The organism is Sphingomonas sp. Leaf28, from assembly GCF_001421685.1.
GTDB lineage: Bacteria > Pseudomonadota > Alphaproteobacteria > Sphingomonadales > Sphingomonadaceae > Sphingomonas > Sphingomonas aurantiaca.
Map to the genome: position 1 here is coordinate 16,373 of NZ_LMKX01000001.1, position 24,202 is coordinate 40,574.

Genomic DNA, 24,202 nt, shown 5'->3' on the forward strand with positions numbered 1-24,202 from the left:
ACAACGGATACCAAGTAAGGATCGAGCGATGGACCATATGGACGTAAACCCGATGGGACTGGACGGGTTCGAGTTCGCCGAATTCACCTCGCCCGATCCCGACCGGATGGCGGCACAGCTCGAGCAGTTCGGCTTCGTCGCCGCCTCGACCCACCCGACCAAGGCCGTCACGCGCTACAAGCAGGGCCGCATCAACCTGCTGCTCAACCGCGAGGACGGCGGCCAGGCCGCCGTGTTCCGTGCCGATCACGGCCCGTCGGCAAACGGCATGGCGTTCCGCGTCCAGGACGCGAAGTCGGCGTTCGACGCAGCACTCTCGCGCGGCGCCAAGGCCGCGGATGCCAGCATGGGCGCGCTCGGCGAGGACAGCTATGTGCTCGAGGGTATCGGCGGCTCGTTGCTGTATCTGGTCGACAAGCACGGCGCGGCAGGCAGCCTGTACGACGACTGGAACCAGGTTCCAGGCGCGGCCGAAGCCGAGGCTGCCAACAATGTCGGGCTCGATCTGCTCGATCACCTCACGCACAACGTCAAGCGTGGCCAGATGCGCACCTGGGCCGAATTCTACGGCCAGATCTTCGGCTTCGAGGAACAGAAGTATTTCGACATCAAGGGCAAGGCGACCGGCCTGTTCAGCCAAGCGATGATCGCGCCCGACCGCGCGATCCGCATCCCCCTGAACGAAAGCCAGGACGACAAGAGCCAGATCGAGGAATTCCTCAAGGATTACAACGGCGAGGGCATCCAGCATCTGGCGCTGACCACCGACGATATCTTCGAGACGGTCGAGAAGCTGCGCGCGCGCGGCGTCAAGCTGCAAGACACGATCGAGACTTATTACGAGCTGGTCGACAAGCGCGTGCCGAACCACGGCCACGACCTCGAACGCCTGCGCCGCAACCGCATCCTGATCGACGGCAATGTCGGCGAGGAGGGGTTGCTGCTCCAAATCTTCACCGAGAACATGTTCGGGCCGATCTTCTTCGAGATCATCCAGCGCAAGGGCAATGAAGGCTTTGGCAACGGCAATTTCCAAGCGCTGTACGAGAGCATCGAGCTCGACCAGATCCGCCGTGGTGTGGTGACCGTCGACGCGTGATGGCCGAAACCCTCTCCCCTCAGGGGAGGGAAAGGCGCGCCAGCGCCGAGGGTGAGGGCTCGCGAGACGCCAGCGCGTGCCCTCACCCTTCCGCCGCGCAAGCGCGTCTCCCTCCCTCTCCCCGAGGGGAGAGGGTAGAAAAGAGAGTTTGAACGGCCGGCGGTCCGGGCGTTGATCGGAACAGGTGACGGAGAGGAAGCCATGACAATCCACCAGCCGACCAACACCGCAGGCGAGACCGCCGGCCAGAGCGAGTACCTCCCCGGTTTCGGCAACCACGTATCGACCGAGGCGGTCCCCGGCGCGCTGCCGATCGGTCGCAATTCGCCACAGCGCCCGGCGTTCGGCCTCTACACCGAGCAACTCTCCGGCACCGCCTTCACCGCGCCGCGGCATGAGAACCGCCGCAGCTGGCTCTACCGGATGCGCCCGACCGCCGAGCATCCGCCATTCGAACGTTACTCCGGCGCCAAGCGGTTCACGCCCGGCACAACCGACGTGCCGCTCGCGCCCAATCGCCTGCGCTGGGACCCGATCGAGGCTCCCGCCCCCGGCACCGACCTGATCGACGGCATGACGACGATGCTCGCCAACCGTGACCCCGCCGATCTCGAGGGCGTCGCGCTCCACGTCTACGCCGCGAATGCCGACATGACCGACCGCGTGTTCATAGATGCCGACGGCGAGCTGCTGTTCGTGCCGCAGCACGGCCGGCTGCGTTTGCTGACCGAGCTCGGCCGGATCGACATCGCCCCCGGCCAGATCGCACTGGTCCCCCGCGGCGTCCGCTTCCGTGCGGAACTCCCCGATGGCCAAGCACGCGGCTATGTCGCAGAGAACCACGGCGCGCTGTTCCGCCTGCCCGATCTCGGCCCGATCGGCGCCAACGGCCTCGCCAACCCGCGCGATTTCGAGACGCCCGTCGCCTGGTTCGAGGATCGCGACGAACCCGTCGAGGTCGTCCAGAAGTTCATGGGATCGCTGTGGACCACCACGCTCGATCATTCGCCACTCGACGTCGTCGCCTGGCACGGCAACCTGGCCCCCTGGCGGTACGACCTGTCGCGGTTCAACACGATCAACACGGTCAGCTTCGATCATCCCGATCCGTCGATCTTCACGCTGCTGACCTCGCCGAGCGACGTGCCCGGTCGCGCCAACGCCGATTTCGTGATCTTCCCGCCACGCTGGATGGTGGCGGAGGGGACGTTCCGCCCGCCCTGGTTCCACCGCAACATCATGTCCGAGGCGATGGGGCTCATCACCGGCGCCTATGATGCCAAGGCCGAAGGGTTCGCGCCCGGCGGTATCTCGCTGCACAATCTGATGTCCGGCCACGGCCCCGACCTGGCGAGCTGGCAGGGCGCGAGCGCGGCCGACCTGAAACCGCACAAGATCGACGGGACGATGGCATTCATGCTCGAGAGCTGCTGGCCCTACGCACCGACCGCCTATGCGCTGGACCATTCACAGCTCGATTACGATGCGGTGTGGTCGGATTTCCCCAAGGCGATCCTGCCGCGGTGACCCCGACGCTCCACGGCTATTGGCGCTCGACCGCCGCCTACCGGGTGCGCATTGCGCTTGCGCTGAAGCGCGTGGACTATACGCAGGTCACGCATGACCTGCGCACCGGCGCGCACCGCGAGCCGGGCTTTCGGGCGCTCAATCCGCAGGCACTCGTACCGGCCCTCGAAACCAACGACGCCGTCCTGACGCAGAGCCCCTCGATCCTCGAATGGATCGACGAGACCTATCCCGATCCACCTTTGCTCCCCGCCGACGCGCAGGGTCGGGCAACCGTCCGCGCGATGGCCGCGACGGTCGCGTGCGATATCCACCCGGTGAACAACCTGCGGATCCTGAACGCGCTGCGAAGCGAGTTCGGCGCCGACGATGCCGCCGTGAAACGCTGGATCGCGCGCTGGATCGGCGAGGGGTTCGCCGCGCTGGAGGTGATGATCGCGCGTCATGGCAGCGGCTTCGCATTCGGCGCGACGCCGACGATCGCCGACTGCCACCTGGTGCCGCAGGTCTATTCCGCCGAACGGTTCGGCGTCGACCTGACGCCCTACCCGCACCTCAAGGCCGCCGCCGACACGGCCCGCGCCCTGCCCGCTTTCGCTGCTGCGCACCCCGACCGGCAACCCGACGCGGATCGGCCATGAGCGACGGCGAACGGCTCACCGCCACGCCCGCCGGGATCAAACTCGCGCCGCTCGACGCGGTCGCCGAGGGCACGGCGCGCAACTTCGTGGTGCAGATGCGCGCCGGACGGTTCCACGGCTTTGTCGTGCGCAAGGACGACGCGGTGGTCGGCTATGTCGATCGCTGCCCGCACATGGGCCTGCCGCTGGCGCAGGTGCTCGACGACTATCTCACCCCGCGCGGCGACCTGATCGCGTGCAGCTGGCATTCGGCGCTGTTCGCGATCGACAGCGGCGCCTGTGTCGGCGGGCCTTGCGGCGGAACGAGACTGACGCCGTGGCCGGTCGCGGTGGTCGACGGGATGATCGTCACCACAGGCTGACGCGGCAGGCGCGGTGCGCTAAGGGAGCGCACCTCCTCCCCTGCACGATGAACCGATGACCCAAACACTCCCCATCCGCGTCGTGGCGCTGTATCGCTTCACGCCGTTCGCCGACATCGCCGCGATCCAGCCGCCGCTTGCGCTCGCATGCTGTTCGAACGGGGTGAAGGGGACGCTGCTGCTCGCGCCTGAGGGGATCAACGGGACGATCGCCGGGTCCGAGGCGGGGATCGATGCCGTTCTCGCGCATATCCGTGCGTTACCGGGGTGCCCCGACCTCGACGTGAAAGAATCGCGCGCCGAGACGATGCCGTTCCACCGCATGAAGGTGCGTCTGAAGCGCGAGATCGTCACGATGGGCGAGCCGTCGATCGATCCGCTGGGCGGCGTCGGCCATTATGTCGAGCCCTCGGACTGGAACGCGCTGATCGCCGAGCCGGGGACGATTCTGATCGATACGCGCAACGATTACGAGGTGTCGGTCGGCACGTTTGCCGGCGCGGTCGATCCGCACACGCGCAGTTTCCGCGACTTCCCGGCATGGTTTCGCGCGAATCGCGCCGAACTGGTCGGCGATGGCCCGCCGCCCAAGATCGCGATGTTCTGCACCGGCGGCATCCGCTGCGAGAAATCGACCGCGTTCCTCAAGGCCGAGGGGCTCGAAGAGGTGTATCACCTCAAGGGTGGCATCCTCAAATATCTAGAGACGGTGCCCAAGACGGAAAGCTTGTGGGAAGGCGAATGCTTCGTCTTCGACCAGCGCGTCGCAGTCGGCCACGGCCTCGTCCCCGGCAGCCACGTCCTGTGCCACGCCTGCCGCATGCCCGTCAGGATCGCCGATCGCGCCTCGCCGCTCTATGTCGAAGGGATCAGCTGCTCGGCTTGTCACGACGCGCGCAACGCGGATCAGCGGGCGGGTTATGCCGAACGCGAACGCCAGATGCGCCTAGCCGAAGCCCGCGGCGAAACCCATGTCGGCGCGGTACTACCCAAGACTCACGGGACCGACGATCACCACACCCTCCCGTCATCCTGACGAAAGTCAGGATCCAGAGCCAAGGATGTAGCGCGCGTTACCCAGGATCCTGACTTTCGTCAGGATGACGGACTTGGGGCAGCAAACCGCGCCGCCAACGCGGTGTTGCCCTGCGACAGCGCCAGCGAGTGCACGCTATTACCGGCAGCATCCGCAACCGAAGCGTCCGCGCCATGCTCCAGCAGCAGGTCGATAATCGCCGTCTTGCCCACCAGCGCAGCCATCATCAGCGCCGTCTGCCCGACGCCATTGCGGCGGTTCACGTCCGCCCCCGCGTCGATCAGGACCTGCGCGATCTCGGCATAGCTCTTGAAGCACACCCCCATCAGCGCCGTGTTGCCACGCGCGTCCGCCGCACCATCGACCTTCGCACCCGCCGCAAGCAATACCGCCGTGGCGTCGGCCTGTCCGTTATAGCTGGCGATCACGAGCGGCGTGTAGCCCTTCGCATCGGTCACCTCGATATCGACCCCCGCCTGCAACAGCGCGGGGATCATCTCCTCGCGCCCCATCCGCGCCGCGTCGAACAACAGTTCGACCAGCCGCTCCATCGGCGGCAAGGGGGGAAGTTCGCGCGCGTCGGTCATGTCAGGCCTCGATGATATGCGGCACGAACCGCGCGAGATTGCGCGTCACGACCGTGTCATCCTCCCGAACGCCGATCCCCGCGGCTTCGTTGCCGACCATCCACGCGCCGATCACCGGATGCCGCCCGTCGAACACCGGCGGCGGCGCATAGGCCTGCCGGATCGCACCCTCGGCGCCATAGCCCTGGTCGAGCACCGCATGCGCCGCGTCCCCGATCACCTCGACATTCGCACCCTCGCGGGAGAACAGCGGCTTCCGCACATATTTCGGCCCCAGGATCTCCGCGGCGGGGCCGTCGTCGAAGAACGCAGGCAGCAGGTTCGGATGCCCGGGATGCCGCTCCCAAAGCAGCGGCAGGATGCCCTTGTTCGACAGGATCGACTTCCATGCGGGCTCGATCCAGCGCACATCGGCGCGCGACAGATTGGGCGCATAAGGCTCGCGGAGCATGAACTCCCACGGGTACAGCTTAAACGCCGCCTGCACCTCATAGCCGTCGGTATCGACGAAGCGCCCATCCGCGGCGAGCCCGATATCCTTCATCTCGACGAACTTGGGCTCGATCCCAACCTGGCTCGCCAGATCCTCGAAGAAGCGGACGGTCTGCCGATCCTCGATCGCAGACGCATCCGCGGCGAAGTGGACGAAGCCTCCACTCGGGAACAGCGCGCGGAACCGCTCGCGCAGCTTGTCGAACAGGCTGTTGAACTGGTCCGTCCCCGCCGGCAGCTTTCCGCTGGCGAGCAGATCTTCAAGCCACATCCACTGGAACGTCGCGCATTCGAACACCGATGTCGGCGTATCGGCGTTGTATTCGTACAGCTTGGCCGGCCCAGTCCCGTCATAGGCAAAATCGAACCGGCCGTAGAGCGACGGCTGGCGCGTCCGCCACGTTTCCGCGACATAGTTCCACTGCTCGCGCGGGATTGCCAGCCGCTCCATCAGCACCTGATCGCGCACCACCTCGTCGACCAGATCGAGGCACATCGCGTGCAACGTCTCCGCCGCCGGCTCGAGGTCATTCTCGATCTCGGCCAGCGTGAAAGCATAGGCCGCGCCCTCGTCCCAATAGGGTTCGCCATCGGTGTCGTGATAGACGAAGCCGATCGCGTCCGCCCGCTCACGCCAGTCGCTGCGCGGGTCGACCGCGATCCGGCGCATCAGCTGTCCTTGCTGTCGTCGCGCTGGCCGATCTGCAGCGTCTGGCCAAGTTCCGGCGTCTTCGGCGCAGTCAGCCGCGCGAGCACGTCGTCCGCCGACGACTGGCCCGGCAGGATCCCCGCCAGCCGCAGCTTCTCGTCGAGATCGGCGCCCGTACGACGGTCTTCCAGCTCGCCCGCCGCCTTGATCCGCTCGCCGCGGATCGCCTGGCGTTCGCGGATCCGCGCGAGGCTGTCGGCGGCCGAACCCAGCTTGTTGCCCGCCCCCATGCTGCCCGACGCGACCGAGGCCTGCGCCTTCTGCACCGACTCGTTGACCTTGACGACCTCGACCTCGCGGCGGAGCTGCTCGATCTTGCGGTCGGTCTGCGCGACGGCGGTGTGGATCTGCTCCTCGGCGGCGCGCATGTCCTCGACCTGCGGGCTCTTCAGCGCGATGTCCTGTTCGAGATCGGCGATCCGCTGCGCGACCTGCCGCGCAAGATCCATATTGCCCTTCTCGACCGCGACGCGTGCCGACGCCTCATACTTGGCCGCCTGCGCACGGAAGCTCTCGACCTCGGTCTCGAGGATGCGGCGCCGCGCGACCAGTCCGGCGAGATCGTCGCGCGCCTTGCCTTGCGCCTTGTCCGCATCGCGGATTTCCTGGTCGAGGATACGCAGCGCGTTCGCATCGACGACCGCCGCACCGGCTTCGTGCGCACCGGCGCGACCGAGGGTGAAAAGCTTGCTCCAGATGGCCATGCCAGTCTCTCCGTTTGTATCTAAATCAGGCGGCAGGAATCTGCGCGTGGCGCAGGTCGGTGGCCGCATCGATCGCATTCTCGGCGAGCGTGCGCAGCTCGATCACGACGGTATCGAGCGGGCTCGACGTCGACAGTTCGCCGAACAGCTCGTAATAATCGCGACCGTCGACGGTGCCGATCCCGAAGTTCGACAGCGGCACCAGCTTCTGCGACTTCAGCAGGAAGGTGTTGAACGCTTGCTGGTTCTCCTGCTCGTCGCACGGCCAGAGCAAGGTCGAGCACGCGATCTGCGCCTCGCTGACGTTGACGAACAGCTCGAGATCGCCGTGCTGGTGCATCGTGACCAGCAATACCGGGTCCGCGCCTTCCAGGATCCGCGCGGTGAACTCTCCCGCCTTTGCGGGCTCTGACGTATCGAGCGCGGCCTTCAGGCTGCGGACGGTCCAGATATCGGTCAATGCAAGAACTCCCGTGCTTGTCGCGTGACGCACACATAGGACGTGTCGCGAACCCTTGCCATCCCCGCTCCCCACTCCGCCACCCCACGGTTTCCCGTCATCCTGACGAAAGTCAGGATCCAGGGTTACGAAGCGCGGCGGGTGTGGCTCTGGGTCCTGACTTTCGTCAGGATGACGGGGGGTTGCGCTTTGCTCGCCCGGCCGCTTTGCCCTATGCAGGCCGTCAACAAAGATACGAGGATTGCATGTTCGATCGCCTGTTCGGCCGCAAGCCAGCGCTTGACGACAACGCCCTGCCCGTCGTCCGCAACGTCACGCTGGGGCGCACAGTGACGGTCGATCCGCTCGCCTGGCGCCGGTTCGGGTCCGAGCTGCTGTTCCCGTTCGACCGCGACACGCTGGTGATCGTCGCGCAAGGGCTCGTGAACCTCAACGAGGGCGGGTTCGTCCACCGTTTCTACACCGACGACGACATCATGTTCCAGGCGGTGTCGAACGACCGCGCGGGCCAGGACGTGACCGACGTCACGCTGTTCGCGCCATGGGACAGCGCCTATCCCTCCTCGTCCGCCGAGCGCCCGGCATGGAAGAGCCGCCTCAAGGCGCGGACCTTCACCGCCGAGGGATTGCCCGAATATGGACGCTTCTGGTTCGGCCCCGAGGCGAGCGAGCAGGAACCGGTGACGTTCTGGGAAGATCTCCACGACGACCGCGACGGCATCGTCGACCGTCGCATCTTCCAGACCTGCATGCTGTTCGGGCGCGACCTGCCCGGTGACGACGGCCGCGAACTGCTGCTGGCGATCGACCAGGAGAATGAGGCGGGCGAGGTCTCGTTCGAGATCATGCTGGGCGTTGCACTGGAACTCGGCGAGTTCAGGGCCTAGCGTCACGAGCGAACGGCTCCGGGGGACTTGCCATGATCGACCAATACAGCTTCGGCGCCAACGCGCTCGCCTTTCTGATCGCGTTCGTCGCGGCGGGCGTGTTCACGATCGCGTTCAAGATCATCTATCAGGTGGCGACGCCCTATCACGAGAAGTCGCTGATCCGCGAGGGCAACACCGCCGCCGCGATCACGCTGGGCGCGGCATTGCTCGGCTATGTCCTGCCGCTCGCCTCGGCGCTCACGCATACCGTCTCGCTGGCCGAATTCGCGGTCTGGGCGCTGCTCGCCGGCGTCATCCAGATCGTCACGGCTTTGGTCGTCCAGCGTCTCGTGATGCGCGATTTCAACGCGCGGATCCAGCGCGGCGAAATCGCGGCGGCGACCTATATGGCAAGCATCTCGCTGTGCGTCGGCATCCTCAACGCCGCCTGCATGACGAACTGAGGAAGCACCCATGAAGCGTTCCAGATCGATCGTCCTCACCAGCCTGATCGCAGGCTCTGGCATCTCGCTGACCGCGTGCGACGGCGATGTCGGCGGCAAGCCGGTCGAGGCCCAAAGCTATGCCTCGGTGGCCGAATGCCGCGCGGCGGGTGCGCTGTCGGCGGTGCAGTGCGACACCGCGTTCGAGCAGGCCAAGACCGATGCGGCAAAGACCGCGCCGCGCTTCGAGGACAAGCAGACCTGCGAGGAGCAGTTTGGCGCCGCGCAGTGCGAACCCCGCAACAACGGCAATGGCGGCAGCTTCTTCACGCCGCTGCTGACCGGCTTCCTCGTTGGGCAAGCGCTCAACGGCGGCTTCGGCAATCGCGGCGCGCCGATGTACCGCGACCGCGACGGCAATTATTACGGTGGCGCCGGTGGCCGGATCAACCGCGACTATGTCACCGGCCGCACGCGCGTCGGCTCGGATGCGTTCACCCCGACGACCGCGCGGGCGCCTGCACGAGTCCAGACCCGCAGCTCGGTGATCTCGCGCGGCGGGTTCGGCGGCGGCTTCGGCGGCCGCGGCTTCGGCGGCTGAGCCTAATCCTCCCCCTAGCGAGGGAGGATCAGAAGCCCGGTCACGCGCTCCGCTCGACCCGCAGCATCGCCAGCGCAGCGACGCCCATCACCCCGGCCGCGATCAGCATCGCCCACACCGCGTCGCCAGGGAAGAACGTCCGCACCACCTGCCCCATCAACGACGACACGATCAGCTGCGGCAACACGATGAAGATGTTGAACAGCCCCATATAGACGCCGAGCTTGGCCTGGGGCAGCGCGTTCGACAGGATCGCATAGGGCATCGTCAAGATCGACGACCACGCGATTCCGATCAGCACCATAGGCCCGATCAGCACATATTGGTCGCGCACCACCAGGAACGACGCGAACCCCGCCGCCCCGCAGAGCAGCCCGAGGATATGCGCATCGCGTCGACCGATCCGCGCCGCCAGCGCCGGCATGACGAACGCCCACAGGGTCGCCACGCCGTTATACACCGCGAACAGCACCCCGACCCAGTTCGCGCCCTCGTTATACGCCGCGCTGGTCGTGTCCGTCGTGCCGAACACATGCTGCGTGACGATCGGCGTCGTGTAGATCCACATGATGAACAGCGCCGACCAGGTGAAGAACTGGACGAGCGCAAGCCGCTTCATTGTTTGCGGCATGGTGCCAAGATCGCCGACGATCTGGCTGAGAACGTTCGATTCCCTGCCCGACCTCACCAGCGCAGCGCTCGCCAGCAATGCCGCCCCGAACGCGACCAGCCCGCCACCCAGCAGATAGACCGGCTTGTCGAGACCGAACCGCGCAACCGCGGCGATCACGATCGCACCCAGCGCGATCCAGACCGGCGCGAGCCTCGCGTTCGACCGGACGACCGTGTCGTGCGGCGCAACCGGGCCCTCGTCCTCGAACGCGGCCATCTCGGCAGGCGGATATTCGCTGGTCGTCAGCACCGTCCACAGCACCGCGAAGAACAAGGCGAGCGCGCCGATATAGAATCCATACTGTACCGATGGCGGAATCCCGCCCGCGGGTGCGGTGTTCGCGACCTGGAACACGTCGGTCAGGATGATCGGGGCAAGGCTGCCGATCACCGCGCCCGCGCCGATAAAGCCGGTCTGGAAGGCGAAGCCCGCGGTGCGCTGGCGGCTGCCGAGCATGTCGCCGACGAACGCGCGGAACGGCTCCATCGCGACGTTGAGCGATCCGTCGAGCATCCACAGCAGGACGGCCGCGACCCACAGCACCGGTGCGTTCGGCATCGCCAATAGCGCGAACGTCGCGAGCATCGCCCCTGCCAGGAAATAGGGCCGCCGTCGCCCGAGCCGCCCCCAGGTCCGGTCGCTATAATGCCCGATCACCGGCTGGACGAGCAGCCCGGTCAGCGGCGCCGCGATCCAGAGGAACGCCAGATCGTCGACCGACGTGCCCAGCGACTGGAAGATGCGGCTGACATTGGCGTTTTGCAGCGCAAAGCCGATCTGGATCCCGAAAAACCCGAACGAGATGTTCCACAGCCCCCAGAACCCCTGACGTGGTTTCTCCCTACCCATTACGGCCATTCAGCGTCCTTCACCCGATGATCGTCGGATCACCAATTGCGTGGGCAGTACCGTGCTCTCGACGGGTCGATCGCCGATCCGCGCGAGCAGCATCTCGACCAGCCGCCGCCCGGCCAGCCCGCTATCCTGCGCGATCGTCGTCAGCGGCGGATTGGCAAGGCTGGCGGCGGGGATGTCGTCGAACCCGACGATCGCGACGTCATAGGGCACGTTGATCCCGGCCCCCGCCAGCACGCGCATTGCCGCCAGCGCGATCAGGTCGCTCGCCGCGACGATCGCATCGAACGGCACACCGCGGCGAAGCAGCTCGCGCGTCGCCTGCGTCGCATCCTCCTCGGTCGAGATCGTCTCGACCTGAAGCTTCGGATCCGCCGCGAGCCCGTGCTCGCCCAGCGCCGCGACATAGCCGCGATACCGGTCGTGAAACTCGGGATAATGATCGGTGGCGCTGCCCAGGAACGCGATCCGCCGCCGCCCGCGTTCGAGCAGGTGCCGCGCCGCCGCCGCGCCGCCCGCAATATTGTCGCACCCGATCGTCAGCCCCGGCTGCCCCGGCTGGACCGAGCCCCAGCGCACAAAATGCGTCCCCTGCGCGACGAGCGTCTCGAGCCGGGACCGGTAATCGGCGTAATCGCCATAGCCGAGCAGGATCAGCCCGTCGGCGCGGTGGCTGTCCTCGTAATCGGTATGCCAGTCGCTCGAGAATTGCTGGAACGACACGAGCAGGTCGTAGCCATGCGATCCGCACGCCGCCATCATCGCGCCGAGCATGCCGAGGAAGAACGGGTTGACCACGGTCTCGTCGGGGGTCGGATCGCGGAACAGCAGCAGCGCGATCGTCTTGGTCGTGCCGTTGCGCAGGTTCGAGGCGCTGCGATCGACGGTGTAGTTCAGCTGTCGCGCAATCGCCTCGATCCGCTGCCGCGTCGCCAGGTTGACCGTCGAACTGCCGCGCAGCGCGCGCGATACGGTAGGTTGCGAAACGCCGGCGAGTTGCGCGATGTCGAAAGAGGTCGGTTTGCCGCCGGATCGGCTGGAAGACTTGACAGCGGCATTCACGACGATCGGGTCCTCCAGCATCCTCGCGGTCCAGGGCCCCTCTGCGCGTGGGATGGCCGTGGGTCAGCATCACGCCAGAACCGCGCGGGCGTCAACATCGTCACCCCGCCGAGCGTGGCAAAACAGCCACAGAACCAAGGTGGTACCGGTACACTGCAGCCTGAATACGTATGCACCGCCCGGCTTCGGGGGCAGTGGGGCCGTCATCCCGGGCCGACCGGGATGACGGAGCGCCGCTCATCGGCGGGGTGCCATCAGCGGACCGCCGATCTCGGTGGCAGCGACAAAGGCCGGGCGCGCGCGCAGCCGGTCGAGATACGCCGCGACGTCCGGATGATCGCCCAGCAACCCGGCGCTTTCCGCGATCGCGAGGATATAGCACATCTGGATGTCCGCCAGCATCAGCTGCTCCCCCATCAGATACGGGCCGTCGCCGACCCCGGCACCGATATAGTCGAGGGTCTTGGTCACTTCGGGACCGGTGAACTTGGCGAGGCCATCGGGCAGCCCGCCCATCCGCTTGCCGAGCGAGGTCATCATGATCGGCAACGCAGCCGAGCTCTCGACATATTGCAGCCATTCGTCATGCACCGCCGCCGCATCGCTGTCGACCGGCGGCGAGAAGCGGCGCTCGCCATAACGCTCGTCGATATAGGCGAGGATCGGCGCGCTCTCGGCGAGCGTCAGATCGCCATCGACCAGCACGGGGGCCTTGCCGAGCGGATGGATCGCTTTCAGCTCGGGCGGCGCACGGAAGTTCGCGTCGCGCTCATATTTGACGAGGTCATATTCGATCCCGAGCTCTTCGAGCAGCCAGATCACGCGGATCGACCGCGAGTAGTTCAGATGGTGCAGCGTTAACATAAGCGTCCTTCGATACGGGAATGTGCTGCCACTCGGAACGGCTGGGCGGCATCGAAGGTTTCGTTGACCGCATCCCCGGAATCCTCCGGCGACGGAGACCATGATGACCAACCTGACCTGCGATGTCGCGATCATCGGCGCGGGCACCGCCGGCCTCGCCGCCGAGCGTAGCGCGCGCCGCAACGGCGCCAAGACGCTGCTGATCGACGAGGGCTTCGGCGGCACGACCTGCGCCAGCGTGGGATGTATGCCCTCCAAGCTCTTGATCGCGGCCGGCAATGCGATGCACGCGGTCGACCAGGCCAAGGTCTTCGGCGTCGACGCGTCTGCCAAGGTCGACGGCGTCGCGGTGATGGCGCGCGTGCGGAAAGAGCGTGATGCGTTCGTCGCCGGCGTCGAAAAGTCGATCGACAAATTGCCCGACGAAGTGAAGATCGAGGCACGCGCAAAATTCGCAGGCGCGACGATCCTTGCGCTCAGCGACGGGCGCCAGGTCCACGCGAAATCCGTCGTGATCGCGACCGGATCGAGTCCCGCCATCCCCGACATGTTCGACGCCGTGCGCGACCGCGTGCTGACCAACGAAAGCATCTTCGAGCTGAAGGACCTGCCCGGCTCGATCGGCGTGGTCGGCGCAGGCGCGCTCGGCCTCGAACTCGCGCAGGCAATGGCGCGGCTTGGCGTCAAGACGATGGTGTTCGACACGGGTGAGACGATCGGCGGGCTGAAGGACCCCCATGTCGCCGAGGCGTATCACGCGATCCTGTCGCGCGAGATGCCGATCCTGCTCGGCGTCGAACTCAAGGCCGAACCCCAAGACGGCGGCGTCGCGCTCTCCTGGACCGGGTCGGAGTCGGGCAGCAAGCGCTTCGACTATCTGCTCGTCGCGACGGGCCGGCCGCCGCGGATCAAGGACATCGGGCTCGAGACGACCGGGCTCGCGCTCGATGACCACGACATGCCCGACTATAATCCCAACACGATGCAGTGCGGCAGCGCGCCGATCTTCATCGCCGGCGATGCGGATCATGATCGCGCGGTGCTCCACGAGGCGTCGGCGGAGGGCATGATCGCGGGCCGCAATGCGGCCAGCTATCCCAAGGTCACGCCGGGCAAGCGCTCCGTCCCGTTCGCGATCACCTTCACGCATCCCAACGTCGCAGTGATCGGCAAGATCGCCAAGGACGACGACACCGACAGCGTGATCGGCACCGCCTCCTATGACGATCAGGGCCGCGCGAAGGTCGAGGCGTGCAATGCCGGGCTGGTGCGCTTCTACGCCGACCGCCGCGACGGCCGCCTGACAGGTGCGACGATGGCGGGCCCTGCGGTCGAGCACAGCGCGCACCTGATCGCCTGGGCGATCCAGAGCGGCTGGACCGCGACCGAGGTGCTCGACTTGCCCTTCTACCATCCGACGTTCGAGGAGGGGATGAAGGACGCGCTCCGCTCAATCTGCGCCGAAGTGCATTCCCCGACCCCGCCGGATCGCGACGACGGCTTCACGCCGGGGACTTGAGCCGACGCGACGCGGCCACTGCACCACCCCGGCAAAGGCCGGGGCCCAATTGGAAAGGTGGTCGTAACGAAGCGCAGCCCGCCTTTACTATGCGCCCCCAATTGGGCCCCGGCCTTCGCCGGGGTGGTGAAATCGGCGAAGGCGCATTCGTGAGCTACCCCTCCAGATCCAGATACGCGACGACGTCGTTCTCCGTCGCCAGATACAACCCCGCCTGCACATCCTCCTCCTGCCGCGCCGCGATCCCCAGCGCCTCGCTCAAGGGCCCGTAGAACAACGTCGTCGCCGCTCCGCCCTCCCCGCTATCGTCGAGATGATAAAGCCGGACCGAAACACCGGAAGAAATCGTCCGCATTACAACACCCTATCGCAAACCACATGACCGAGATTTCACGGAACCAAATGCGCACCAGCGCAACTTTGGCTGCCCTCGCGAGTTACGCTAGCAGATACAGGGGTTTATATGCATCAGGATGAAGGTTTTCCGGTATCGCGCCGTGGCGTGATTGCCGGCGGTGTCGCGTCGGCTACGCTGGCCGCGGCACCTGCCGCGCAGGCCCAGACACAGGGCAGCGCGCAGCCCGCGCCGCCGACGATGCCGGTCACGCTCAAGGTGAACGGCCGCACGACCAAGATCAACGTCGACACACGGACCACGCTGCTCGACGCGCTGCGCGAGAATTTGAAGCTCACCGGCACCAAGAAGGGCTGCGACCACGGCCAGTGCGGCGCATGCACCGTGATCGTCGAGGGTCGCCGGATCAACAGCTGCCTGACGCTCGCCGTCATGCACGAAGGCGAGGAGATCACCACGATCGAAGGCCTCGGCACGCCTGAGAAGCTCCACGCGATGCAGGCCGCCTTCGTCAAGCATGACGGCTATCAGTGCGGCTATTGCACGCCGGGCCAGATCTGCTCGGCTGTCGCCACGCTCGGCGAGATTAAGGCAGGCATCCCCAGCCACGTTACCGGCGACATCGCTGCGCAGCCGACCGTCAGCACCGACGAACTGCGCGAGCGGATGAGCGGCAACATCTGCCGCTGCGGCGCCTATGCCAACATCATCGACGCGATCCACGACGTCGCGGGCACGGAGCGCACGGCATGAAGGCCTTCACCTATGAGCGCGCCACCTCGGCCAAGGAGGCCGCGAGCGCCGCGGCCCGCATGCCGGGCGCCAAGTTCATCGCGGGCGGCACCAATCTGCTCGACCTGATGAAGCTGCAGATCGAGACGCCGCAGCATCTGATCGACGTCAACGGCCTGGGTCTCGACAAGATCACGCCGACCGCCGACGGCGGCCTCCGCGTCGGGGCACTCGTCCGCAACACCGATCTCGCCGCCGACGCGCGTGTCCGCAAGGATTACGGCGTGCTCAGCCGCGCGTTGGTGTCCGGCGCCAGCGGACAGCTTCGCAACAAGGCGACGACCGCGGGCAACCTGCTCCAGCGCACGCGCTGCCCCTATTTCTACGACACCACCAAGCCCTGCAACAAGCGCCAGCCGGGCAGCGGTTGCGCCGCGATCGGCGGGTTCAACCGCAACCTGGCGATCATGGGGACGAGCGAGGCGTGCATCGCCACGCATCCGAGCGACATGGCAGTCGCGATGCGCGTGCTCGACGCGACCGTGGAGACGGTGAACGCCGCCGGCGCCACCCGCGCGATCCCGATCGCCGACTTCCACCGGCTGCCCGGTGCGACGCCGAACATCGAGACGTCGCTCGCCCCGGGTGAGCTCATCACCGCGGTGACATTGCCCAATCCGATCGGCGGCACGCACATCTACCAGAAGGTGCGTGACCGTGCGTCCTATGCCTTCGCGCTGATCTCGGTCGCGGCGGTGATCCAGCCCGGCGGTCGTGGACGACTCGCCTTTGGTGGCCTCGCGCACAAGCCCTGGCGCGTCGAGGCGGCCGAGGCGCAGATGCCCAACGGCGCCAAGGCCACCGCAGCGGCGGTTCTCGCCGGCGCCCGCACCACCTCACAGAACGCGTTCAAGCTGCCGTTGGTCGAACGCACCATCGGCGCCGTGTTCGAAGACGCGAAGGCCTGACGCCCATGAAATTCGATACCCCCGCAACCGCCAATCCCACCGACCGGATGAAGGTGCTCGGCAAGCCGATCGATCGTATCGACGGCAAGCTGAAGACGACCGGCACCGCGCACTACGCCTATGAGCGGAGCGACGCCGCACCGAACGCGGCCTATGGCTACATTCTCGGTTCCTCGATCGCCAAGGGCCGGATCGAGAGCATCGACGTCGCCGACGCCAAGGCGGCACCCGGCGTGCTCGCGGTCGTCACCTATGAGAATGCCGGCAAGATCGGCAAGGCCAAGAACCACACCGCGCGGATGCTCGCCGGCCCCGACGTCCAGCATTACGACCAGGCAGTCGCCGTCGTCGTCGCCGAGACGTTCGAGCAGGCGCGCGCCGCCACTAAGCTGCTGCGCGTCAATTATGCGCGGGCGAAGGGCAATTTCGATCTCGCCGCGTCGCAGGGCTCGGCAACCAAGCCCAAGAGCGGCACCCCCGACACGGCCGTAGGCGACTTTGCCGGCGCGTTCGCCAAGGCGGCGGTGAAGGTCGACGAGCGCTACACGACGCCCGATCAGAGCCATCAGATGATGGAGCCGCATTCGACGACCGCGGCGTGGACGGGCGACAAGCTGACGCTGTGGACGTCGAACCAGATGATCGCCTGGGCTGTCGGCGACATGAGCGAGACGCTGCTGATCCCGAAGGACAACATCCATGTGATGTCGCCCTATGTCGGTGGCGGCTTCGGCTCGAAGCTCTGGATCCGCAGCGATGCGGTGATGGCGGCGCTCGGCTCGCGCGCGATCGGCGGACGGCCGGTCAAGCTCGCGCTCGCGCGCCCGCAGGTGATGAACAACACGACGCATCGCCCCGCGACGATCCAGCGCCTGCGCATCGGTGCGCAGAAGGACGGCAAGATCACCGCGATCGCGCATGAGAGCTGGTCGGGCGATCTGCCCGGCGGCGGACCGGAGACCGCGCCAAACGCGACTCGTCTGCTGTACGCCGGCGCCAACCGCCTAACCGCGACTCGTCTCGCCGTGCTCGACCTTCCCGAGGGCAATGCTATGCGCGCGCCGGGCGAGGCGGTCGGCCTGCTCGCGCTGGAGGCGGCGATGGACGAGCTGGCCGAGAAGCTGAAGATGGACCCGGTCCAGCTGCGGATCGTCAACGACACGCAAGTCGATCCCGAAAAGCCCTCGCGCCAGTTCTCGCAGCGCGATCTGGTCGGTTGCCTGAAGACCGGCGCCGAACGCTTCGGCTGGAACAAGCGCAATCCCGTACCCGGCCAGGTCCGCGACGGGCGCTGGCTGGTCGGCATGGGCATGGCGTCGGCGTTTCGCGACAACGTGACGATGAAGTCGGGCGCCCGCGTCGGCATCGACAAGAAGGGCATGGTGACGGTCGCCACCGACATGACCGACATCGGCACGGGCAGCTACACGATCATCGGCCAGACTGTCGCCGAGCTGATGGGCGTGCCGATGGACAAGGTCATCGTGCTGCTCGGCGACAGCAGCTTCCCGGCCTCGTCGGGGTCGGGCGGCCAGTGGGGCGGCAACAGCTCGACCGCGGGTGTCTATGCCGCCTGCATGGCGCTGCGCGAGTCGGTCGCGCGCAAGCTCGGTTTCAATTCGAACGATGTCGTGTTCGAGGACGGCAAGGTGAAGTCGGGCAACCGCAGTGTCTCGCTGTCGGACGCTGCGGGCGATGCCGGCCTCTCAGCCGAGGATTCGATCGAGTTCGGCGATCTGACCAAGACCTATGCACAGGCCACGTTCGGCGCGCATTTCGTCGAGGTCGGAGTCGATTCGGCCACCGGTGAGATCCGTGTCCGCCGGATGAGCGGTGCGTTTGCCGCCGGGCGAATCCTCAACCCGAAATCGGCGCGCAGCCAGGTCATCGGTGCGATGACGATGGGCGTCGGCGCGGCGTTGATGGAGGACGCGATCGTCGACACGCGGTTCGGCTATTTCGTCAATCACGACCTCGCCGAATACCACGTCCCCGCACACGCCGACATTCCGATGCAGGACGTGTTCTTCATGGACGAGCTGGACGAGAAGTCCTCGCCGATGAAGGCCAAGGGCATCGGCGAACTCGGCCTTTGCGGCGTCGGCGCGGCGATCGCCAACGCGGTCTACAATGCGTGCGGCGTCCGCGTCCGCGAATACCCACTGACGCTCGACAAGGTGATCGGCAAGATGGTCTGATACCCTGCCCTCCATCCGGCCGGAACATCGGCCGGATGGAGGGCAAAACCGGCTCTGGCGCGCGCGATTGCGTTGCGCTAGAAAACCGGCATGACCGTACCCGCCATTCTAAAAAACCTGCGACTCCCCGTCATCGGCTCGCCGCTGTTCATCATTTCCGGCCCGGAACTGGTGATCGCGCAGTGCAAGGCGGGTATCGTAGGCTCTTTCCCGGCCCTCAACGCGCGGCCGCAGGCGCTGCTCGACGAATGGTTGCACCGGATCACCGAGGAGCTGAGCGCGCACAACCGCGCCAATCCCGACCGGCCCGCCGCGCCCTTCGCGGTCAACCAGATCGTTCACAAGTCGAATGACCGTCTCGAAAGCGACCTCGCGACCTGCGCCAAGTGGCAGGTGCCGATCGTCATCACCTCGCTCGGCGCGCGCGAAGACCTGAACACCGCGGTGCACGGCTGGGGCGGCATCACTTTGCACGACGTGATCGACGACCGTTTTGCGCGCAAGGCGATCGAAAAGGGCGCCGACGGACTGATCGCGGTCGCGGCCGGCGCTGGCGGTCATGCCGGCCGCCTGTCGCCGTTCGCAATCATCCAGGAAATCCGCCAGTGGTTCGATGGTCCGCTCGCGCTGTCGGGCTCGATCGCGACGGGTGACGCGGTGCTGGCCGCACAGGCGATGGGTGCCGATTTCGGCTATATCGGCTCGCCGTTCATCGCGACGACCGAGGCCAATGCGGATCAGGCGTACAAGGACGGCATCGTCGCGGGCAAGGCCTCCGACATCGTCTATTCGAACCTGTTCACCGGGGTGCACGGCAACTATCTGCGCGCGTCGATCGAGGCTGCGGGTATGGACCCCGACAATCTGCCCGAGGGCGATCTCAAGACGATGGACTTCGGCGGCGGCAACGGGTCGAAGCCCAAGGCCTGGCGCGACATCTGGGGTTCGGGCCAGGGCATCGGCGCAGTCAGCAAGGTCGAGAGCGTCGCCGACCGGGTCGACCGTCTCGAACGCGAATATCGCGCCGCCCGCGCCCGCCTCGCGCTCTGAACCGGTGACGGCCTAGAACGCAGCGCGTTCTAGGCGGCCCTGCAGGGTCAGCACCGGGCTGACGATATCGACCTCGTCGAGTCCCCGGTCGAGCAGGCCGACCCGGCGGTGCAAATCGCTGCTCGCCTCGATCAGCGCGCGCGCGCGCACCGGCAGCACGTCGAGCAGGCTCTGGTCCGTCACCGGCGCATCGCCCAGTCGCCGCACCGGATCGAGCGCATCGCGCGGCTGCAACTCCCCCGCCTCGACCGCGCGCTGCGTCAACAGCCACGCAATGACGTGCATCAACCGGGTCGTGACCTTCAGCGACTCGCAGCTGAAACTCACACGGATCATCGCGTCCAGCGCCTCCCGCTCCCCCCGCCCCGCTTCGTCGAAATAGGTGCGCGCTTCATCCGCCAACACCATCGCTTCGCTGTACAGCGCATCGACCAATCGCCGATGCAGTTGCGATTCATACAGACCACTCATCGCGCCGGGATGGCATAGCCGCTTGGTGCAGCCCAGCGTGATGACAGCCGTGACGCGATGCCGATTGTACGAAACGTATCAAAATGAGGCATCTAGCCCGACTGGTCCCCGACAAACGGCGCTGTCGATAGACGCCCGACACGCCTTCTGAATAGCGCTCGGCCTTCGTCGTTCAGGCGATGATATCCGGGATCAGCATGTCCTCGCACGCGGCGATTTCGTCGCGAAGCCTCAGCTTGCGCCGCTTGAGACGTGCGATCTGCAACTGATCGGGGACCGGCGACAGGATGAGCGCCGCGATCGCATCGTCGAGGTCGCGATGCTCGACCCGCATCCCGTCCAGCCGTACCAGCATCTGAGCCTCGTCCACGCTGTCCCTGAGATACATGCCGATCCTCCGTCACCGGCGTCCTTAGCAAATGGGCGCGTGCTGGCGAGCGCTAAAGCGCCGCATCATGGGTAGCATGCGTCGAACACACGGGTCGTCGCATCAAATCAGTCGGCCAATCGATTTGGTCCATTTCCGATAAAGACATTTCGATGACGTGGTGGTTTACTCCGTCCCCCAACCCGAATGCAGGAGGTACTCCATCGTGCAGACGACGCATCAGACAGCCTTGGAAACCAAGCACGCCGTGCTTGATCAGCGAATCGCAGCGGAAACCCACCGCCCCTTGCCCGACGCTGCCATCCTCGCGCAGCTGAAGAAGCAGAAACTGCGACTCAAGGAAGAGATCGTCAGCCTGTAACGCGCTGAACGGCGGATACCAGGCGGCCACGCCCCGGATACAAGACCGGGGAATGGTCGCCCATCCGTCCGGCCCAAGCGCTGCCCATCCCACGCCTCTCGCAACGATAAGCAGCGTGGTTGCTAAATCCGACTACCGAGCGCGCCTGGGATCGATCGTCCCATCGAGTGCGATCCCCATTCTCCCCGCCGCGCACCACGCCACTGTCCCGCTGGTCTCTCCGATCCCGGGCAAGTCGAGCCAAACATGGCTGCCGACGTCGGCGGGTATGTCGAGTTCGATCATCAGCCCGGCCTCGGACAGATTGCGGACGCGCACCTCGTGCGCGCCCGGCTCGTCGCCGAGTCGGCACTGGCCGACCAGCAGCAGGCTGTCGCGCGGCAGCGCCCTTTTGCCCGCGGTCGAACCGGCCGAGGCCGAATCCGGCGCAATGCTATCTATAGTCCGGTCCCCGCCAGTCATATGATCGCACCTGTCCATCATCGTCCCGCGTTATCGAGGCCGCATAATTGTGGCCCGGCTCACCTGTTAGGCCCCAAAGCCTGCCAAATGGCTTAACGACGACGGGCAACCGATGCGACCCTGGTGACGCGCGCAGTGGGATCGTGCGGATCAATCCTCGCGCGAGACCTTCTCGTTGCGCTCATGCCGCTCCTGCGCCTCGACCGTCATCGTCGCGATCGGCCGCGCTTCGAGCCGGGCGAGGCTGATCGGCTCGCCGGTGACTTCGCAATAGCCATATTCGCCCTCGTCGATCCGGCGGATCGCCGCCTCGATCTTGGAGACGAGCTTGCGCTGCCGGTCGCGCGTGCGCAGTTCGATCGACCAGTCGGTCTCGCTCGACGCCCGATCGGTGAGATCGGCCTCACGCAGCGAATCGACCTGCAGCTGCGACAGCGTTTCCTGCGATTCCCGAAGGATCGCATCCTTCCAGGCCTGCAATTTCCCGCGAAAATAGGCCTGCTGCTTCAGGCTCATAAAGGGTTCGTCGGCATCGGGCCGATAGCTTTCGTCGTCGCTGTCGTTCGCAGCGTTTCGATTGATAGTCCCGGTATCGTCCATACGATTCATTACGGTCGCCATACCACTCTCCCTCTGGCCCCGTCGGATCAACCACGCTGATCTCCGAGGACCGCCCCCAAATGGTGAATGCGCCTATAGTCGCGCGCGAAGATCATCACAAGCGACCCGGCTTGCGCAAAAACAACCAGATCCGACATTATATTACGCCAATTCATTTTGCGGTTTCACGCACACCGAGGAAACGCGCCGTTGCCGGCCGGCAAACGCTGGACGAACGCCCGCGTCACTTATGTCCCATGGCGGCACGTTAAGGGTGAACCCGGCGAACAAGCCGACGTAAATAGGTGATTAACCCGCGCAGATATGGTTAATGCTCTTGCACTTAACGGTTTGTTTTGCAGTTAGTCTGCATGGCGATGCCGTAAACATTGCACACGGGGATCCGGCAACACGAGGGTGCCGGCAACGAAAGAGTGACGATATGTCGGTGAGGATGGCCTTGGCCAAATTGTGCGCCTGTGCGTGTGGCGGTGCCCTGATCGGCGGCGGCGCGGTGCATGTCGCGGAAAGCTCCAATCGAACCGCCAATACCAAGCGCATGCTCGTCAAGCGCGTTGCCCGCCCTCAGATCGCCGCAGTTCACCGACCGCGCGTGCGGCGCGTGACGACGACGACGCGGACGACCTGCGCGCCCACCGTCGTGACGGTGGCCAATGCCGCCCCGGTCCCGATCCCCGCGCCCGTCGGCGACGGATATATCGGTGGCGGCGGTGCGGGTGCCGCGCCCTTGGCCGTGGGCGGCAGCGGCGGCTTTTTCGGCAGCGGGTTCGGCGGTGGGTTCGGCGGCGGCTTTGGCGGCAGCGGCGGCTCGAGCGGCAGCATCGTGATCTCCTCCACCTCGAGCGGCGGATCGACATCGACCGGCGGGTCCGCGTCGAGCGGCGGATCGACCTCAACCGGCGGATCGTCGAGCAGCACCGGCGGTGCCGAGATATCGAGCACATCGTCCTCCGGCGGTTCGAGCGGCAACGTCTCGTCGGCCTCGGGCGGCTCGAGCGGCAACGTCTCCTCTGCCTCAGGCGGCTCGAGCGGCGACGTCTCGTCGTCGTCGAGCGGCAACGTATCGTCCGCGTCGAGCAGCGCGTCGTCGGCTTCGTCGGCCTCCTCCGCATCGTCTGCCAGCAGCGGCAGTTCGTCGGGCGGCAAGCCCGGCCATGACGGATCGAGCTATGGCTCGAGCAGCAAGGGCTGGGGATCGAGCGGCGGCTGGAACTCGACCGGTGGCTGGAGCTCGAACGGATCGTCGGGCAGTTCCGCCTCGTCGGGCAGCTCCGCCTCTTCCGCCAGCGGATCGAGCGCTAGCAGCGCGTCGAGTGCCAGCAGCGCTTCGAGCGCGAGCAGCGGAAGCTCGGGAGGCAGCACGGGATCGAGCGGCGGCCCGCCCGCGCCCGTACCCGCACCGCCGATGGTGTTGCTCTTCGGCGCCGCCGCCGCCGCACTCGTGGCGCGCCGGCGCTTCGCCACCCGAAAGGCCGTCGCCGCGTAAGCGCCGACACTAGGCAAAGAAAAGGCCCCGCAGGAGATGTCCCGCGGGGCCCTTTTTACGTTCGGTCAGGCGTCCTTTAGCGCCTTCTCGATATCCTTGATCGGGTGCCCGGTTAGGTCCTTGTCGAGTTCGCCGGCAAGACGGTTGCTGACTTCCTTGTGATAATGCTTCCGCAATTCGCCGAGCGTCCTGGGCGGTGCGACGACGATCAGCGTCTCATAGTCGTTCGCCAAGGCGCGCTTCTTGAGCATCGCGGCGGCGTCGGCGGCGAAGCGATCTTCCTCGATCTGGTGGAAGTCGGTCGGCTCCACCGAGCTCTGCACGCCGCCCTGCGGTGACGAGGCGCGCCCGGCCGAGTCGGTCGCCTGGTCGCGCGTCGCGGGATTGTCCTGCTCCTGCGCTTCCTCGACGATCAGATTGGGGAACGCATTGTCGCCCTCATTGCGCAGGAACAGCATTTTCCGACCATCGGCGACGAGCACCACGGCGTTGTGAGGAAGCTGCATGCGATATCTCCTTTTCGCGTTGCGTATGGTGGATGAACGCGCCGCGTCGCGCGGAGGTTGCCTGCGACCCTCGCCCTGCCGGGGGAGTACCAGGAGGATGG

General features: G+C 66.2%; 29 protein-coding genes. 14 read left to right on the top strand and 15 right to left on the bottom strand.

Features of this window, described 5'->3' with window-relative positions; genetic code table 11:
• Positions 1-28 precede the first annotated feature (28 nt).
• From hppD to ASE79_RS00100, 5 genes are all read left to right on the top strand, one after another.
• On the top strand, positions 29-1,099 hold the full coding sequence (hppD, locus tag ASE79_RS00080) for a 4-hydroxyphenylpyruvate dioxygenase (protein WP_056410486.1): 1,071 nt from the start codon (positions 29-31) through the stop codon (positions 1,097-1,099).
• A gap of 201 nt (positions 1,100-1,300) precedes the next feature.
• Positions 1,301-2,626 carry a homogentisate 1,2-dioxygenase gene (hmgA, locus tag ASE79_RS00085; protein ID WP_056410489.1) on the top strand — a complete coding sequence of 442 codons (1,326 nt, stop codon included), beginning with the start codon at positions 1,301-1,303 and terminating at the stop codon, positions 2,624-2,626.
• Positions 2,590-3,267, top strand: coding sequence for a maleylacetoacetate isomerase (maiA, locus tag ASE79_RS00090; RefSeq protein WP_235516699.1), 678 nt, complete (start codon positions 2,590-2,592; stop codon positions 3,265-3,267). Before hmgA ends, maiA begins: the two co-directional genes overlap by 37 nt.
• The gene (locus ASE79_RS00095; protein WP_056410497.1) at positions 3,264-3,629 is read left to right on the top strand and encodes a Rieske (2Fe-2S) protein; all 366 of its coding nucleotides are present in this window, start codon (positions 3,264-3,266) and stop codon (positions 3,627-3,629) included. The genes maiA and ASE79_RS00095 overlap by 4 nt, the downstream gene beginning before the upstream one ends.
• Positions 3,630-3,684: 55 nt before the next feature.
• Positions 3,685-4,665: a rhodanese-related sulfurtransferase gene (locus ASE79_RS00100; RefSeq protein WP_056410500.1), complete on the top strand. Its 981-nt coding sequence runs from the start codon at positions 3,685-3,687 to the stop codon at positions 4,663-4,665.
• Positions 4,666-4,724: 59 nt separating this feature from the next.
• Here the strand turns inward: ASE79_RS00100 and ASE79_RS00105 are convergent, their stop codons facing one another.
• Genes ASE79_RS00105 through ASE79_RS00120 form a run of 4 tightly spaced genes read right to left on the bottom strand, consistent with a single transcriptional unit; the run spans position 4,725 to position 7,617 of the window.
• Positions 4,725-5,252 (bottom strand): ankyrin repeat domain-containing protein, encoded by a 528-nt coding sequence (locus ASE79_RS00105; RefSeq protein WP_056410502.1) that lies wholly within the window; start codon positions 5,250-5,252, stop codon positions 4,725-4,727.
• A 1-nt stretch (position 5,253) separates the two neighbouring features.
• On the bottom strand, positions 5,254-6,414 hold the full coding sequence (locus tag ASE79_RS00110; RefSeq protein ID WP_056410505.1) for a glutathionylspermidine synthase family protein: 1,161 nt from the start codon (positions 6,412-6,414) through the stop codon (positions 5,254-5,256).
• Complete coding sequence (locus tag ASE79_RS00115) at positions 6,414-7,157, bottom strand: PspA/IM30 family protein (protein ID WP_056410509.1); 744 nt, start codon at positions 7,155-7,157, stop codon at positions 6,414-6,416. The genes ASE79_RS00110 and ASE79_RS00115 overlap by 1 nt, the downstream gene beginning before the upstream one ends.
• 25 nt (positions 7,158-7,182) lie before the next feature.
• On the bottom strand, positions 7,183-7,617 hold the full coding sequence (locus tag ASE79_RS00120) for a YjfI family protein (protein WP_056410511.1): 435 nt from the start codon (positions 7,615-7,617) through the stop codon (positions 7,183-7,185).
• A gap of 245 nt (positions 7,618-7,862) precedes the next feature.
• On the opposite strand from ASE79_RS00120, the gene ASE79_RS00125 reads away from it, so the two are divergent.
• The 3 genes from ASE79_RS00125 to ASE79_RS00135 are packed head-to-tail and all read left to right on the top strand — an operon-like array spanning position 7,863 to position 9,530.
• The gene (locus ASE79_RS00125) at positions 7,863-8,504 is read left to right on the top strand and encodes a DUF2491 family protein (RefSeq protein ID WP_056410515.1); all 642 of its coding nucleotides are present in this window, start codon (positions 7,863-7,865) and stop codon (positions 8,502-8,504) included.
• Positions 8,505-8,536: 32 nt separating this feature from the next.
• Positions 8,537-8,950, top strand: coding sequence for a DUF350 domain-containing protein (locus ASE79_RS00130; protein ID WP_056410519.1), 414 nt, complete (start codon positions 8,537-8,539; stop codon positions 8,948-8,950).
• A gap of 10 nt (positions 8,951-8,960) precedes the next feature.
• Positions 8,961-9,530, top strand: coding sequence for a DUF1190 domain-containing protein (locus ASE79_RS00135; protein WP_056410522.1), 570 nt, complete (start codon positions 8,961-8,963; stop codon positions 9,528-9,530).
• A 40-nt stretch (positions 9,531-9,570) separates the two neighbouring features.
• Here ASE79_RS00135 and ASE79_RS00140 read toward each other — a convergent pair whose 3' ends face one another.
• From ASE79_RS00140 to ASE79_RS00150, 3 genes are all read right to left on the bottom strand, one after another.
• Positions 9,571-11,061 (bottom strand): MFS transporter, encoded by a 1,491-nt coding sequence (locus tag ASE79_RS00140; protein WP_056410523.1) that lies wholly within the window; start codon positions 11,059-11,061, stop codon positions 9,571-9,573.
• Positions 11,062-12,141, bottom strand: coding sequence for a LacI family DNA-binding transcriptional regulator (locus ASE79_RS00145; RefSeq protein WP_056410526.1), 1,080 nt, complete (start codon positions 12,139-12,141; stop codon positions 11,062-11,064). It lies immediately after the preceding gene.
• A 216-nt stretch (positions 12,142-12,357) separates the two neighbouring features.
• Positions 12,358-12,984 carry a glutathione S-transferase family protein gene (locus ASE79_RS00150; RefSeq protein WP_056410529.1) on the bottom strand — a complete coding sequence of 209 codons (627 nt, stop codon included), beginning with the start codon at positions 12,982-12,984 and terminating at the stop codon, positions 12,358-12,360.
• 103 nt (positions 12,985-13,087) lie between these two features.
• On the opposite strand from ASE79_RS00150, the gene ASE79_RS00155 reads away from it, so the two are divergent.
• Entirely contained in the window at positions 13,088-14,503 is a 1,416-nt protein-coding gene (locus tag ASE79_RS00155) for a dihydrolipoyl dehydrogenase (protein WP_156359462.1), read from the top strand.
• A 154-nt stretch (positions 14,504-14,657) separates the two neighbouring features.
• On the opposite strand, the gene ASE79_RS00160 is transcribed toward ASE79_RS00155, so the two are convergent.
• The gene (locus ASE79_RS00160; protein ID WP_056410535.1) at positions 14,658-14,858 is read right to left on the bottom strand and encodes a hypothetical protein; all 201 of its coding nucleotides are present in this window, start codon (positions 14,856-14,858) and stop codon (positions 14,658-14,660) included.
• A gap of 108 nt (positions 14,859-14,966) precedes the next feature.
• Here ASE79_RS00160 and paoA point away from each other — a divergent pair, with 108 nt between their 5' ends.
• From paoA to ASE79_RS00180, 4 genes are all read left to right on the top strand, one after another.
• The gene (paoA, locus tag ASE79_RS00165) at positions 14,967-15,611 is read left to right on the top strand and encodes an aldehyde dehydrogenase iron-sulfur subunit PaoA (protein ID WP_056410538.1); all 645 of its coding nucleotides are present in this window, start codon (positions 14,967-14,969) and stop codon (positions 15,609-15,611) included.
• Entirely contained in the window at positions 15,608-16,558 is a 951-nt protein-coding gene (locus tag ASE79_RS00170; protein ID WP_056410541.1) for an FAD binding domain-containing protein, read from the top strand. Before paoA ends, ASE79_RS00170 begins: the two co-directional genes overlap by 4 nt.
• Before the next feature lie 5 nt (positions 16,559-16,563).
• On the top strand, positions 16,564-18,756 hold the full coding sequence (gene paoC, locus ASE79_RS00175) for an aldehyde oxidoreductase molybdenum-binding subunit PaoC (protein ID WP_056410544.1): 2,193 nt from the start codon (positions 16,564-16,566) through the stop codon (positions 18,754-18,756).
• A gap of 90 nt (positions 18,757-18,846) precedes the next feature.
• Complete coding sequence (locus tag ASE79_RS00180; protein WP_055877391.1) at positions 18,847-19,806, top strand: NAD(P)H-dependent flavin oxidoreductase; 960 nt, start codon at positions 18,847-18,849, stop codon at positions 19,804-19,806.
• 12 nt (positions 19,807-19,818) lie between these two features.
• On the opposite strand, the gene ASE79_RS00185 is transcribed toward ASE79_RS00180, so the two are convergent.
• Together ASE79_RS00185 and ASE79_RS00190 are read right to left on the bottom strand one after the other, a co-directional pair.
• Positions 19,819-20,277 carry a DUF1465 family protein gene (locus ASE79_RS00185; protein ID WP_056410547.1) on the bottom strand — a complete coding sequence of 153 codons (459 nt, stop codon included), beginning with the start codon at positions 20,275-20,277 and terminating at the stop codon, positions 19,819-19,821.
• A gap of 172 nt (positions 20,278-20,449) precedes the next feature.
• Positions 20,450-20,632 (bottom strand): YdcH family protein, encoded by a 183-nt coding sequence (locus tag ASE79_RS00190; RefSeq protein ID WP_235516700.1) that lies wholly within the window; start codon positions 20,630-20,632, stop codon positions 20,450-20,452.
• A 238-nt stretch (positions 20,633-20,870) separates the two neighbouring features.
• Here ASE79_RS00190 and ASE79_RS00195 point away from each other — a divergent pair, with 238 nt between their 5' ends.
• A complete protein-coding gene (locus tag ASE79_RS00195) occupies positions 20,871-21,026 on the top strand; it encodes a YdcH family protein (protein ID WP_082445084.1) in 156 nt (51 codons plus the stop codon).
• Positions 21,027-21,158: 132 nt separating this feature from the next.
• Here ASE79_RS00195 and ASE79_RS00200 read toward each other — a convergent pair whose 3' ends face one another.
• The 5 genes from ASE79_RS00200 to ASE79_RS00220 form a co-directional block, all read right to left on the bottom strand.
• Positions 21,159-21,488 (bottom strand): PilZ domain-containing protein, encoded by a 330-nt coding sequence (locus tag ASE79_RS00200; protein ID WP_162236977.1) that lies wholly within the window; start codon positions 21,486-21,488, stop codon positions 21,159-21,161.
• Between the two features lie 150 nt (positions 21,489-21,638).
• Entirely contained in the window at positions 21,639-22,109 is a 471-nt protein-coding gene (dksA, locus tag ASE79_RS00205) for an RNA polymerase-binding protein DksA (protein ID WP_056410556.1), read from the bottom strand.
• Between the two features lie 579 nt (positions 22,110-22,688).
• A complete protein-coding gene (locus ASE79_RS00210; protein WP_056410559.1) occupies positions 22,689-23,255 on the bottom strand; it encodes a hypothetical protein in 567 nt (188 codons plus the stop codon).
• Between the two features lie 21 nt (positions 23,256-23,276).
• The gene (locus ASE79_RS00215) at positions 23,277-23,573 is read right to left on the bottom strand and encodes a hypothetical protein (RefSeq protein WP_082444973.1); all 297 of its coding nucleotides are present in this window, start codon (positions 23,571-23,573) and stop codon (positions 23,277-23,279) included.
• Between the two features lie 87 nt (positions 23,574-23,660).
• Positions 23,661-24,101: a host attachment family protein gene (locus ASE79_RS00220; protein ID WP_056410566.1), complete on the bottom strand. Its 441-nt coding sequence runs from the start codon at positions 24,099-24,101 to the stop codon at positions 23,661-23,663.
• Between the last annotated feature and the right edge of the window lie 101 nt (positions 24,102-24,202).